The sequence below is a fragment of the Opitutaceae bacterium TAV5 genome (assembly GCA_000242935.3).
Classification (GTDB): Bacteria; Verrucomicrobiota; Verrucomicrobiia; order Opitutales; family Opitutaceae; genus Geminisphaera.
The window spans coordinates 3,374,566-3,387,198 of the sequence record CP007053.1; the positions used below are offsets into that span (position 1 = coordinate 3,374,566).

11 protein-coding genes are annotated in these 12,633 nt (G+C 64.7%); 4 read left to right on the top strand and 7 right to left on the bottom strand.

The window, feature by feature from the left end:
* Positions 1 to 39: 39 nt before the first annotated feature.
* On the bottom strand, positions 40 to 801 hold the full coding sequence (locus OPIT5_14525; GenBank protein AHF91247.1) for an N-terminal cleavage protein: 762 nt from the start codon (positions 799 to 801) through the stop codon (positions 40 to 42).
* A gap of 22 nt (positions 802 to 823) precedes the next feature.
* Entirely contained in the window at positions 824 to 2,626 is a 1,803-nt protein-coding gene (locus OPIT5_14530; GenBank protein AHF91248.1) for a hypothetical protein, read from the bottom strand.
* A 71-nt stretch (positions 2,627 to 2,697) separates the two neighbouring features.
* Here OPIT5_14530 and OPIT5_14535 point away from each other — a divergent pair, with 71 nt between their 5' ends.
* Positions 2,698 to 4,527, top strand: a complete 1,830-nt coding sequence (locus OPIT5_14535) for an AraC family transcriptional regulator (protein ID AHF91249.1) — start codon at positions 2,698 to 2,700, stop codon at positions 4,525 to 4,527.
* Between the two features lie 180 nt (positions 4,528 to 4,707).
* Here the strand turns inward: OPIT5_14535 and OPIT5_14540 are convergent, their stop codons facing one another.
* The 3 genes from OPIT5_14540 to OPIT5_14550 form a co-directional block, all read right to left on the bottom strand.
* Positions 4,708 to 5,001, bottom strand: coding sequence for a twitching motility protein PilT (locus OPIT5_14540; GenBank protein AHF91250.1), 294 nt, complete (start codon positions 4,999 to 5,001; stop codon positions 4,708 to 4,710).
* Positions 5,002 to 5,090: 89 nt separating this feature from the next.
* Complete coding sequence (locus tag OPIT5_14545; GenBank protein ID AHF94399.1) at positions 5,091 to 5,366, bottom strand: hypothetical protein; 276 nt, start codon at positions 5,364 to 5,366, stop codon at positions 5,091 to 5,093.
* 190 nt (positions 5,367 to 5,556) lie between these two features.
* Positions 5,557 to 6,249, bottom strand: a complete 693-nt coding sequence (locus OPIT5_14550) for an N-terminal cleavage protein (GenBank protein ID AHF91251.1) — start codon at positions 6,247 to 6,249, stop codon at positions 5,557 to 5,559.
* Positions 6,250 to 6,417: 168 nt separating this feature from the next.
* On the opposite strand from OPIT5_14550, the gene OPIT5_14555 reads away from it, so the two are divergent.
* The 3 genes from OPIT5_14555 (at position 6,418) to OPIT5_14565 (ending at position 10,586) form a co-directional block, all read left to right on the top strand.
* Entirely contained in the window at positions 6,418 to 7,497 is a 1,080-nt protein-coding gene (locus OPIT5_14555) for a LacI family transcriptional regulator (protein AHF91252.1), read from the top strand.
* A gap of 138 nt (positions 7,498 to 7,635) precedes the next feature.
* Positions 7,636 to 8,640 (top strand): hypothetical protein, encoded by a 1,005-nt coding sequence (locus OPIT5_14560; protein ID AHF91253.1) that lies wholly within the window; start codon positions 7,636 to 7,638, stop codon positions 8,638 to 8,640.
* A 50-nt stretch (positions 8,641 to 8,690) separates the two neighbouring features.
* Positions 8,691 to 10,586 carry a heparinase gene (locus OPIT5_14565; GenBank protein ID AHF91254.1) on the top strand — a complete coding sequence of 632 codons (1,896 nt, stop codon included), beginning with the start codon at positions 8,691 to 8,693 and terminating at the stop codon, positions 10,584 to 10,586.
* 74 nt (positions 10,587 to 10,660) lie between these two features.
* On the opposite strand, the gene OPIT5_14570 is transcribed toward OPIT5_14565, so the two are convergent.
* Positions 10,661 to 11,524, bottom strand: coding sequence for a Succinylglutamate desuccinylase/aspartoacylase (locus OPIT5_14570; protein ID AHF91255.1), 864 nt, complete (start codon positions 11,522 to 11,524; stop codon positions 10,661 to 10,663).
* Positions 11,525 to 11,706: 182 nt separating this feature from the next.
* Positions 11,707 to 12,573 (bottom strand): hypothetical protein, encoded by an 867-nt coding sequence (locus OPIT5_14575; protein AHF91256.1) that lies wholly within the window; start codon positions 12,571 to 12,573, stop codon positions 11,707 to 11,709.
* Positions 12,574 to 12,633: the final 60 nt, after the last annotated feature.

The following is a 12,633-nucleotide window of genomic DNA, read 5'->3' on the forward strand; positions in this document are numbered from 1 at the left end:
GCCCGGATGGCGGCAGATTTGCGAGAGGGATGGATGCGGCTATTTGTCGAAGCGCCAGAAGGGCGTCTCGTTGGTGGCGTAGTTGGCCTGCATGTCGGCTTTGCTGATGCGCTGCACGTGGCCGTCGATGAAGACGACATTGATGCTGTCGCGGTGGACGTACTGGAGAGGAGGGGAGCCACTATCGGGTACGTGACTGTGGCTGACATTGGATACGTAATTGCCGCCGCCCGCGGCGACCGCGCCGTCCATGAAGAATGCCATGCGCGAGGGATGCTCGATCATCGAAAGGCGGCTGACATAACCCCATTGCGGGTCGCGGTCCTTGAGTCTGGAGCCGTCGTCCATCGTGGCAGTGGCATAGGTATTGATACTGTAGGTACGGCCAAAATGGATGGACGCGGAGGGCGGATTTTTGAGGAAGCCGGTATCGCACTTCATCGGGGAAGGAGTGTTCTTCCAGTCGAGGTTTTTTTGAGCTTTGAAGTTGAGGTAGGGGCTGAGTTGGCCGGACCAGGCATAGTTGCTGGAGCCTTCGTTGTAACACCATGCTTTGGCATCGGGCATTTTGTCCCGGTTGTCGCCGATCCAGAGCATGGCAGCAGCCTGAAGCTGGCGAAGGTTACTGATGCATTGCGCGGCGCGGGCGGTTTCGCGGACGCGTCCCACGGTGGGGATGATGATGCCGGCGAGGATGCCGATAATGGCGATGACGGTGAGGAGCTCGATCAGCGTGAAGGCGGCGCAGCTCCGCCGCGCAGTCCGGAGTTCAGGGTTTCGGGTTGGGAGTCGGGTATGCATCGGCGTGAGGTGGTTGTGTGGTTCAGTTTTTGGGCCAGGGCCAGTAAAGGTCGACGCCGGGTCCGGCGGGAGAAGGTTCGGAGCCCCAGGGGAGGGCGCCGATATCAGGACGGGCTGCGCTGTCGGCAGGAGGTGGATACGAATCGGGCCAGCCGGATTCGAGCGGCAGCCGGCTGCCGCTCGCGCGGGCCGGGCTGTCGGCGGCGGCAAGGCGGGCATCGACCGGGCTGGACGCGGGATCGGTGAGACGCGGGTCGGCCACGATGCCGGCGGTGGCAAAGGCGGGGTCGATTTCCGCGAGGCGGTTGAGGTCGGCATCCCAGGTGAAGAGGTTGCCTTCCCAGCGGATGTTGTTGGTGGAGGGTCCCATACCTTCGAAACCGACGGGGGCGGAGCGGCGATTGCGCTGGAAGATGTTGTTGGCGAAGGCGAGGTCGCGCCAGTTCTCGGGACGGTAGCGCGGGGGGCGGGTGGCGACGAAGACGCTGCGTCCGTTGCTGACGAAGGTGTTCTGGTAAATATAGATGCCATGCGCACCAGGCCCCCAGTCGTTGCCCATTTTGATCGGATACCCATAACGGCGGGTCTCGCCTTCCACGCGGATCGTATCCGTGGTCTGGATGCGGTTGCGATAGATATGGATGGGGCCGGGGCGGTCGGAGACGATGCTGATGCCGACGAAAAGTTTGAAGCCGACGTTGTCGTGGAAGCGGAGGTTGGCGGTGTTGTTGGATTCGAGTTCGATCATGTCGTCGCTGGTATGATGAACGAGGTTGTGGTGGAGAGTGATGTTGCGGCCCTGGACGCTCATGCCGTCCCAGCCGCCGGCGATTTCACAGTTGGCGATTTCGGAATCGTCGGCGCGGAGGCGGATGCCGTGGCCGCGCATGGGGGCGGTTTCCTCGTCACTGGAGGAGAGAGTATCGCGGTAGCCCTGACGCCATTCCCAGTCGAAGTTCCAGAAATTCTGGATACGGCAGCGGCGGATGGTGATGCGGCTGGAGCGATTTTTGATTTCCTCGGTGGAGATGCCGCGGAAGGCGGTGCGGATGGTGAGGTCTTCGAGCGTGATGTCGGTGACGCCGGAGCCGTTGAGATGGACGCCGGCGAAGCCGGCGTGGCGAAGGGTGAGGCCGCGGATGATCCAGCCGGTGCTGTCGGTGAGCTGGATGATGCCTTCGGCCGTGCCGATGTTGAGGGGCACGGCGTTGGGGTCGCGTCCGTCGGCGAGGCGGAGGCGCACTTTTCCTCCCGATCCGCCGGTGCGCCAGAGGGCGTCCCCGCGCGGGCCGCGGAGGAAAAAATCCTCATTGTGGTGCGCGGCGATGAGACGGTCGTCGGCATGCGAGGCCCACGTGAGCAGGGCCCGCGATTCCCGCGCCGTCCAGGTCCAGGGCACGTCGGCTTCCCAGCCCTGGGCGGGATCGGGGAGCGGATGCCAGCGGTTGAGGGGGGCGGCGGGGGAGGCGCGCTGGAGTTCGGGGTCGGCGCCGTCGATGATGACGGAGGAGGGGGCGTTATTGGCAGGTTCGAGCGTGATCGGATTGTCGGCGGGGGCGTGTTTGCCGGTGATGCGGATGTTTTCGTGGTAGATGCCGGGGAGGATCCGGAGGTTGTCTCCGGGTCGGGCGGCATCGACGGCGGACTGGAGGGTGGGGAAACGGGCCGGTTGTCGCTGCCCGTTGCGCCAGAGCTCGACCTCGGCGTGCAGGAGGGCGGGAAGAACCAGGGCGAGGAAAACAAAAGCCGCGGCGACAGAGGGCAGGCACACGGGAGAGAGCCGGGCCGGCGATACAGGGCGGTGGTTGCGGGGGATGGATAACATCGAGGGCAACGATAACCCGAATCGGGGCTGCGGACAATTTTCCTTGCCTGCAAAAATTCAATTTTTGTCTCATTTCCGGACAGAAAGCCGGACTCCCGGAAAATTTCATGACCAGATTTTGCACGACCTGTTGTGACCGTGAGGCGCTGGAAAAGGCGGCCGGACGGGTGCTGTTCGGGTTGGCGGCGTGCAGGCGGATCGGATGGCGAGGGGCTGTCGTGGTTGCCGGAGAGCAGGAGAGAGGGAAGAGGGGGCGGGTCTCCGGCGATGCGACGGTGCGGCAGGTGGTGTGGTTGCGGGGGCAGGTGACGTTCGGCACGATGCGACTGGAGCCGGGATCGGTGTGGAGGCCGGGCGTGACAGATCGTTTCGGGCGGGAGGAGGAAAAGGCGGCGGAGAGGGCAGGGGCATCGGGACTGGAGTTCACCTTCGCCGGACCGCTGGCGGCGGATTATGTGAATTTTCTCGAGGAGAATTTCGGGCGGATGGTGCGGTTGCCGCCGGGCTCTCCTGCTTTGCGGGCGGCGCGGGCGCTGGCGGCGGCCGCGGAGGCGGGGGCGAGGCGCGAGGTGATGTCGAGGCGGGTGTTCGGATGGCTGGCGGCGCTGCACGAGACGCTGGAAGAGCGGCAGGTGCACCTGCAGGATTTGCTGAGAGGGCGAATCGATCACCTGTTGCCCGAGGGGGCGGCGCACGGGTATTCGGTGAAGGCGCTGGCGGCGCATCTGGGTTGCACACCGGGGTGGCTGGCGCGGCGGCTGCAGCAGGCGTGGCGGCGCCCGGCCGGGGAGGTGTTGCATGCGCTGCGGCTGCAGCACGCGCGGGAGTTGCTGGCCACGACAGGGGCGGGAGCGGGAGAGGTGGCGTGGCGGTGCGGGTTTGCATCGGCGTCGTCGTTTTCCAAGGCGTTTCGCCGGGCCATGGGCATGACGCCGACGCAGGCGCGTGTCCTCGGGAAAAAGGGGACGGGCGGGAGAGGGACGAAGGCGGGCGGGAATGCGATCATGCGGGTGATGGAAGAGAGGCGGAGGAGAGGGCCGACAGAGCTGCGGGTGCTGCCGGCAGGGGAGGATGTGATGGCGGCAACGGTATGGGGCGGAGCCTACTTCCAGTGCGACGGGGGTGAGACGGACAAGGCCTACAACATGCCGTTCGATATTTCGATCAACAAGATCACGCGGGGTATCCACTGGGTGGTGACGCTGGAGGGGGAGGCGGTGTTCGAGACCGGAGGGTATTCGCTGACGGTGCATCCGGGGATGGTGGTGGTGTATTCCAGCCCGTCGAAGGGGCGCTGGATGACACCGTCGGGGAGGCCGTGGCGACGGGTGTGGGTGAAGGTGCGTTGCGACTGGGGCAATGAGGCGTTGCTGGCATTGGGCACGGCACACGGTTGGGCGGCGATGGTGCCGCTGGCGTCGCGTCCGGTGAGGCTGGCGAGGCAGTGCGTGCGCGAATGGAACGAGCACCGGAACAGGCCGTCGGTTGAAATGTCGCGTTCGGGTTACGAATGGTTGCTGGCGTGGTGGGAACTGCTGCATTCGGGGCGAGTGCGCCCGCTGGTCGATGCGCGCGGGCAGGCGGTGTTGCCGGACATGCGAGAGGTGGCGTTGCCGTCGTTTTTCCGGCGTATCAAGACGATCACGGGTTACGCGAAACAGATCGGCTATTCGCGTTCGCACACGATGCGGAAACTGAGCGAACAATGGAAGGGCGGGACGCCGGCGCAGATTATCCGACGGCAGCGGCTGGCCCAGGCGGCGCTGGACCTGCGAAGGACGCGGCTGCCGGTAGTCGAAATCGCACGACGCTCGCAGTTCGCTTCGGCAGGGAGTTTTATCCCGGCGTTCAGGCGCGAGTTCGGCATGACGCCGCTGGCGTACCGGCTGGCGCAGATTTGAACGGCAACGGTGTCGTTACGCCATCGCAGGTGTCGGCGACGTGCTCCGGTTCGATCTGCGATGTATCAAGGATACTGACGATGGGCGCGTGCGCTTTGGTGTAACGAACCCGGCCTTACAGGCATCCTGCTTCGAATAAATGTGAAGACGATACCGGGCTCGCCTTTATACAGATTTTCATCAGACAATCCCAGGTTTGTCGTCGAATGGGTTGATCAGCTTCAGGCCAGGCACATGCCGGAAGTCGTCCACGTTTCGGGTGACCAGCTCCCAGTCGTATGCGAGCGCTGTCGCGGCGATAATGGCGTCGGCAAGACCGGTGTTGCGCTGTTGGCGAATGGCAATGGCCCGGGTGACCACTTCGTCATCGAGCGAGAGTTCGGTCGCTTCAGCCAAGAAGAGCTGGAGATCGGCCAGTTCTTCGGAGGTGATGCGGTGATAGCCCAGAACCTCGATGCGGGATACGACGGAGATGCCGAAAGGCTCCGTTTCCAGCCAGAGGCGCAGCCAGTCCTGATCGGGACGGGTGGCATAGATGAGAATGTTGCTGTCGAGCAGCCTCATTATTCGCGTCCGGGCAATTGCCGGTCACGGCGCGTTTCGCGTTGCCAGGAAACGGGATCCTGGTCGCGGAAGGGCGACAGGCCGCCGCGAGCGGCGATCCGGCGCAGGGCGTCGAAAGCATGTTTCCTGCGGTCAGCCACAGGGGGCGTTCCGGTGTCGGGTACGGGCGTGAGAATGGCGGTGACCTGTACCTTGCCATGTCGCATCCCGGACGGCACCGGCAAATGCAAGGTGCCGGTTGCATCCGGTTCCAGGATGACAGTGATCGTGCTCATGACGTTGAAGGTTGCGAGAAACCTGTCCGGGTCAAGTTTGCTGCCGGACCCGGCGGGGTGCGGCGCAGTCGATATCGGGGCTCGCACGACAAAACCGGCTGCCCTCGGGGGAGTGGCTTTCGTACCGGCCCCGGATGAGGGAGGTATGTGGCTGGCAAGCCGAAGCTTTGGCCAGGCAGCCAGAAGACGGTCACGGATTGACCGGGACGGCCGCGACGTGCCAATCGAAAAACAGCGCCATGCGGATGTTGCCGAGAACGGGTTCGGGGGGGAGTTGCGACCAGCGTGATTGGGACTGGCTCACGTTTTTCTGGTCAACGTCACACATCGCCCAGATGCGGGAGAGGGGATAGTCTGCAAGCTGCGAGAGGTTTTTGGGTTGGTGGGCCAGGTTGTCAGGATCGTAGCCGCTTTGTTGCCCAAAGATTTTTGTCAGCCTGGGATAATTGGCTTCAACGGGATTGTTCGTTTCCGGGATCGTATCCCGGAGACCATAAACGGGACTTTCGGGATCCTGGCGATAGCGGGTATTGGCGGGATTGGCCAGGATGGCAGCCTCCTTCACTTTTGAGGTTGGCTGGGGAATGTTCAGATAGCTCCAGAGACGATAACCCAGCGTGCCGCTGTTGCTGGTGCTGTACCACGAAAAATTGTAGGTCCAGAACGGACCGGGGAGACGCCCTCTGGAGTCGTCGGTGTAAAGCTGGATGGCGGTGCCGATCTGGCGGAGGCTGTTGGTGGTGACGGCCCGGTCGGCGGCCCGGCGCGCGCGCTGAAACACGGGGAAAGCTATCCCGGCCAGAATGCCGATGATCGCTATGACCACGAGCAGTTCGATGAGTGTGAAGCCTCGCCTCCTGGAGAACACCGGAAGCGGGGACAATTTCCTGGAGACGGATGAGGGAAACGCTGCGGGTTTCATGAAACGTGGTGGTTTGGCAGGAAAGACAGATGTGCGGGGAGCGGGGCGGATTGCAGGCAACAGGATACGGTGAGGGCCTGGATTGTTTGTATTTGACGATCTGCTTCAACGCCCGGCTTACTGACACAGATGAGTAATTTGCGCAGGGCAACCCAGGCGGATGTAGCCGGAGCGGCGCGAGTGGCGCGCTCCACCGTGTCGCTCGCCATGCGCAATCACCCCAGCATCCCTCCCGCCACCAGACAGCGGATACGCGAGGCGGCTGCCCGCCTGGGATACGCGCCGGACCCTATGTTATCGGCGCTCGCAAATTACCGAACCCGATCCCGTTCGGCAAATTACCAGGGGGTATTGGCCTGGCTCGTGAACACGCAACTTGTCCCGCCTCACTCGCGCCGGTGGAACGAGGTGATGATGTTCAGGGATTATCATGTGGGCGCGCTCAAACGCGCCCTGGAGCACGGCTACAAGGTGGAGGTTTTTGACATCGCCCAGCGGGGCATGACAGCGGACCGGCTGGCCCGGATTTTCATCACGCGCAACATCGAGGGGATTCTCGTATGTCCGCAGCCCGGCCCCAACATGACGCTGGAGTTTCCATTCGAGCGTTTCGCATCGGTGACTTTCGGGTATTCGCTTGCCAGCCCGCTTCTGCACACGGTGGCGCCGACGCAATTCCGGGCGGTCAAGGAGATCATGCGCCGGCTGCTGCACGCGGGTTACCGGCGGATCGGGTTCGCGCATTCGTTCACCACCGACGCCCGCGCGGACCACAACTTCCTGGCCGGGTATCTGGTGGAGCAGCACCTGTGCGGGCGCGGCGACCGCATTCCGCCGCTCGACGAGGAAGTGCTCACGGCAGAGGCCTTTCGCGAATGGTATGACGAGCACCGCCCGGATGCGGTGATCACGGGCAATCCACGTCTGCTGGGGGTTATCGCCAGGTCGGGTTGCCGGGTGCCACAGGATCTGGCGGTGGCTTGCGCAAGCGTGCCAAAACCATCGGACGGTGGCCTGGCCGGCATTTACGAGGATTCCTTTCACGTCGGAGAGGCGGCGGTGGATTTTCTGGTGGCGGCGTTGCATCAGGGGGAGCGCGGGATTCCGGAGCGGCCCAAGTCCATCCTCGTGCCGGGCATATGGGCTCCGGGGGCAACGTTTCCCGAAAAGAATTCCGGGGCGCCGCAGATGAAGGGCGGCGGGGAGTGAGATGCCACTGATCTGTGTTAGTGCGGGGAGGATTGTTCGCCTTTGATTGTTGGAGGAAAAAGGAACAGCGCCGATCCGCCGCACACCCTGTCCGGCGGCTTCCGCGTTACGACCTGCAACCTCCACCCAATAATCATCATGACAACGTCCACCTACTCCTCGCATTCCGTGATGAAGCATCTGCTTCGCCCCTTCCTTCTGGCAGGCATCGGCCTGCTGCTTTCCTCGGGCACGGTCCGGGCCGCCCTGATTTTCGAGGCGGGTTTCGATTCCGCCAACATCGTCAACGTCGGCGGCACGGGCGCACTCAACAGCAATACCGCAATCTATCAGAGTTCGCTCACCACCGCCAATCCCCTCGGCCAAGGGTCTTACCTTCATGTGCTCAAAAACAGTACGATTTCCTCCGGTGGTTATCGTGCCGTCGTTAACTTCACGCCGACCAGTGCGGCCAATTCCTGGGGAGCGTTGTCCACCAAAGTGGGCGATTATGTCCATCTCAACGGCGGTGCCGATTTGTTCTTCCGGGTCAACAGTCTCCCCTTGTTCTATGCCAATTGGTTTCGTCCCATCGACTTGACGTTGGGCGCTCCCTCCAGTGGCAGTGGCGTGCTCCGCATCGCCCTGTTTTCCGAATCCGCCGCCAACAGCTTCAAACTCTACATCCAGGGGGAAAGCGGTGCCATCACCAATTCCGGCGGAAGCACCGTCAGCTCCATTACCCTGACCGGCACGCTTCCCATAACCACCGGAGTGAATGCCTCGATCAACCACATCGGTTTCACCTTCAGCACGGATGCCGAGGGATGGATCACGGCCAGTCTTTTCGGGAACACTGACGGCAGCGCCATCGACACGAGCGGGACGGCCCTGGCCACGGCCACATTCAAGATCAACTCCAGCGTGGTGACCACCGGATTGACGGACGGCAACTTCTCCCTGATCGGAGGTACCAACAGCGGCACCGAGAACAGCAGCGACATCGACTACGACCTGTTCCGCCTCTACGACGCGGCTCCCGCCTCGTTCTCCGCCATTTCCTCCATCCCCGAGCCGGCGTCGCTCGCAATGTTGTCCGGCCTCGTGGCCTTGCTGGCGTGCGGGGTGACGCGGAGCATGCGCCGGCGTCAGGGGCGTCTTTGATATCTGCCGTTGGCCTCCCGCTTTCAGGTTAACTCCGTATTGGATACATCATGACATTTCTTCGCGTTTTCCTTATGAGCATCCTCCTGTCGATCTCTCCGCTGGTCGGCGGCGCTCCGGCTGCCGACACCGGCAGGCTCGCTGCGCCGCCGGCGGGCCAGCTTCTGTTGTCCGATGCGAAGCTCGCGGAGATTCACCGGCTGGAGCGCGAGGACCCGCTCATGCGCGGGTTGCTGGACAGGGTGCGCGAAGCGGCGGAGATGAACCTGACCCTGCCGCCCAACACGCACCTGCAACCCGGCGACCGCAACATGCTCGGCCAGTCGCGCGCCGCCGCCGGCCGCATCATCGCCAGCGCCTTCGCGTATCGGGTCGATGGCGACAAGCGGCAACTGGAGGCGGCGAGGCGCGATTTGCTCAATGTCTGCGGCTTCCCCGACTGGAATCCGGTGTCCTTTCTGGACACGGCCGAGATGGGGTTCGGCGTGGCTCTGGGCTACGCGTGGCTGCGCCCGGAGCTGTCCGCCGAGGATCGTGCGACCATCCGCGCCGCGCTGGTCCGCAATCTCCTCGGCCTGGCCCCCGAGGCGTATCAGCGCGAGGGGCGCGGCGCATTGCGCTGGCAGGCCTTTGGCTCGCGGGACACCACGCTGAACAACTGGAATTTCGTGTGCAACGCGGGCTTTGTCGCCGCGGCCCTCGCCCTGCGCGACGAGGAGCCGGAGCTGGCCGCTCAGGTGCTCGCGGGCGCGCGCGCCTCGCTCCCGCTCGCGATGGGCGGCTTTGCGCCCGACGGCGCCTGGCCGGAGGGGCCGACCTACTGGAGCTACGGCACCACCTATCTGGTCAACGCGCTGGCCATGCTGGAGGAAACGCCGGAGGGAGATGCCGGGGTGGCCGACCGGCCCGGTTTTGACCGGACCTTGTTTTACGCGTTGCAGGTTTTCGGGCCGACTGGCCTGTCGTTCAATTTTGCCGACAGCAATCCGGCGCATGACTACTCGATGCCGCTTTCGACTTACGTGTGGCTGGCGCGGCGCTTCGGGCACCCGGAGGTGTTGCCCGAGGTGAGGCGGCTGCTGCAGGCGAAGGTGCGCGAGTCGTCGCTCGACAAGCGGGGCATGAGCGGGCGGGGGCTGGTCTTTTGCGCGCTTTTTTATCCTGAGAAGCAGGCGTCCGCGCCGGCGGCCGCGACAACGCTGCCGCTCGACGCGCATTTCCGGGGCGAGGCCGATTTCGTGGTGATGCGCAGCCGGGCGGCGGACCCGGATGCGTTGTGGGTCGGGCTGAAAGGGGGCCATAACAACGTGCCGCACAGCCACCTGGATCTCGGCTCGTTCGTGCTCGATGCCGGCGGCGTGCGCTGGGCGGTCGATCTCGGGCAGGATAACTACGGCCTCCCGCGTTATTTCGACCGCCGCGAGGGCGGCCAGCGCTGGAAATACTATCGGATGAACAACCGCAGTCACAACACGGTGATGCCGGGCGACCGGTTGCAATCGGCGACGGCCACGGCGCCGATCGTACGTTTCGAGAGTGCGCCGGAGGAGGCGTCCGCCACGGTGGACCTGACGGCGGCGTATCCGGGAGCGGCGAAAAAAATGCTGAGGCAGGTTTCCCTGCCCGGGCGCGCGGCCGTAGTGATCGAGGACAAGATCGAGGGTTTGCGCGCCGGTGAATCGCTGACGTGGCGGATGCTGACGCCGGCCAGGATCACGCTTTCGGAGGACGGGCGCACGGCGACGCTGACGCAGGAGGGAAAAACTCTCCGGGCCGTGGTATCCGCACCGGAGGGCGCGAGATTTTCGGCCAGCCCGGCCCGCCCGCCGACACGGGAGGAGAAACAGAACGACGGTATCTCGGTGCTGGCGGTGACGCTTGTTCCCGATGCTCCGGACCTGCGGCTCATTGTGCGATTCGAACCGGAGCCGGCGGCACGGGAGTGACCATGGCGGGATGAGGACCGGGTCTGTGGACGATCCGGGTTTCTGTAGTTAAAGTACAGTGACTATCCCGACGTTCAGACGTGAGTTCGGCGTGACCCCGTTGGCGTACCGGCTGACGCAGATTTGAGCGGGGGAGACGCTGTCATGCCGTCAACGGCAGCTGGCTGCTCGTCTTTCCCGAGCAGGGCATCGAGACCGGCACGGACGGCGGCAACCATGGTCTCGATCCGCAGATCGAGGGCGAGGGCGGAGGGCGTTTCGAGGGTATAGCTGAGGGTGGTGTGGTGTCGGCACAGATACACCGCCTCGGCGCCGGTGGTGTGTGTCGCCGGATCGAAGTCCGGGCGGATCAGGCCGGGGGCGGCGGTGGGGCGTCCGTCGATCATGGGCGACGCCTCGACCGGAATATGCCGGGCCGCGGCGGCGATCATGGCGTCGGCCAGCGAAGGACGTTGCGCGGGGTTGAGTTCGTAAAGGTAAAAACCGAGGGATTCCCAGTCTTCGTGCAGACAGAAAACCGTATGGAAGGACGGCCGGTTCTTCAGCCAGCGCAGGTGGCTGGTGACTTCGGTGGTGCGCAGTTCGAAGTAGTCGCGGTTCAGGTCCACGCCGTCGGCATTCTCGCGGGTACGGAGCCGGAAGCCGGCCGGGTTGAGCATGGGGACGAGCGTCCAGCCGGCGCGGTTGTCGAAGACGCCGAGTTCGAGCAGCCGCAACAGCGCCCGGGGCGGGGCTGGTTCGTCGCCGTGGATGCCAGCGGAGAGGTAGATGTGCGGCCGATCCGGCGGCGCGGGCCGGATGAGCGCGACGAGCGGGACGCCGGTCACTTCGGCAAAGGTTTCCACGGAGAAACCGCGGGAGGCCCCCAGGGCAACGGCTTCCGCCACCAGAGCGGCCGGATCGAGCGAGCCAACAGACGCAGATGCAGGCACAGACATGGGAAAAGTTTCCTGCTCGTTTCGCGGGCTCGTCACAAGCCCGGATCTGCTTGCATCCGGGCGTCGCGCCAACGGCTTTTCAGGCCGGACACGCTATGGCTTCGGATCGCCGCCGATGACGCGGGGAGTGGAAGCGGACGGATCGGTGGGGGGAGGCGCTGCACGGGATCCCCGTTATGCGGCTACGCCAGCGGTTTGTCGGTGGCTGCCTCGGTGACGGTGTCGTGGTGGCGGAGGACGAGGTCGATCTCCGGCGGAAGGGTGCGGGGAGGGGAACCGACGGTTTCGAGGTAACGGCAGGTGGCGAAACGCGCCGGATCGGTGACCGGGCTCGGCGCGGAGGCGGCGTGGAGGAGCTGGGCGAAGAAGCCGCGCGGGCGGGATTCGGGCGGCGGGGCGGGAGGTGTCCACAGGCAACGCCAGTATTTGGGGGTGAGGCGGGCGCGGTAACATTTCTGCACGCGGCAGAGCGTGGCGTAGCGTTTGTCGGCGCGCAGGCCGGCGAGGATGCCGCGGCTGTCGTCGGACACCGGATCGAACAGGCGGCTGATGCAGAGATAGCGCAGGCCGGCCCGCGTGGCGTACACACGGAAGGCGAGATCGGGCTGGCGCCCGGTGAGGCCGACGAGGGCGTCGAGCGCCTCGTCTTGCGGCACGGTTTCCTCGTCGCCGGCGTTGCTGGAATCGGGCGCGGTATCCACATCGACGAACATCACCCGGTAGGCATTGAGGACGGAGGCCTGGTAGCTGTTGCGCGTGATGCGGGCCAGCTCGACGGCCGCGGAGCCGGACGCGGGCAAGGTGAGACGCTGGAGGACGGGCTCGACGAGGACGCGCTCGGGGTAGGGATAAGTCCCGCCGTCGAGCGCGGGCGGAGTGACGCCGTCGGCGGCGGCGCGGGCGCGGGTTTCGGCGAGCGCGCGGGCGAGGCGGCGGGCATCGTCCTGGCTGACGGCGGAGCTGGCGGAAGCCGTGCGGAAAATCCGTTCGCCGCGACGTTCGGCGCAGGCCGTGGCCCAGGCGGTGTGGAGTGGCGGGGATGAGGACATGGGAGAAAGGTGGCGTGCGAACGGGAAAAGGTAAAGCTCTGCCGGAACGGCAGGCGGCAG

Bases quoted from the DNA above. Each gene is read 5' to 3' on its own strand.
- OPIT5_14525 (AHF91247.1), bottom strand. From the start codon at position 801: ATGCATACCCGACTCCCAACCCGAAACCCTGAACTCCGGACTGCGCGG.
- OPIT5_14530 (AHF91248.1), bottom strand. From the start codon at position 2,626: ATGTTATCCATCCCCCGCAACCACCGCCCTGTATCGCCGGCCCGGCTC.
- OPIT5_14545 (AHF94399.1), bottom strand. From the start codon at position 5,366: ATGAGCACGATCACTGTCATCCTGGAACCGGATGCAACCGGCACCTTG.
- OPIT5_14555 (AHF91252.1), top strand. From the start codon at position 6,418: ATGAGTAATTTGCGCAGGGCAACCCAGGCGGATGTAGCCGGAGCGGCG.
- OPIT5_14560 (AHF91253.1), top strand. From the start codon at position 7,636: ATGACAACGTCCACCTACTCCTCGCATTCCGTGATGAAGCATCTGCTT.
- OPIT5_14565 (AHF91254.1), top strand. From the start codon at position 8,691: ATGACATTTCTTCGCGTTTTCCTTATGAGCATCCTCCTGTCGATCTCT.
- OPIT5_14570 (AHF91255.1), bottom strand. From the start codon at position 11,524: ATGTCTGTGCCTGCATCTGCGTCTGTTGGCTCGCTCGATCCGGCCGCT.
- OPIT5_14575 (AHF91256.1), bottom strand. From the start codon at position 12,573: ATGTCCTCATCCCCGCCACTCCACACCGCCTGGGCCACGGCCTGCGCC.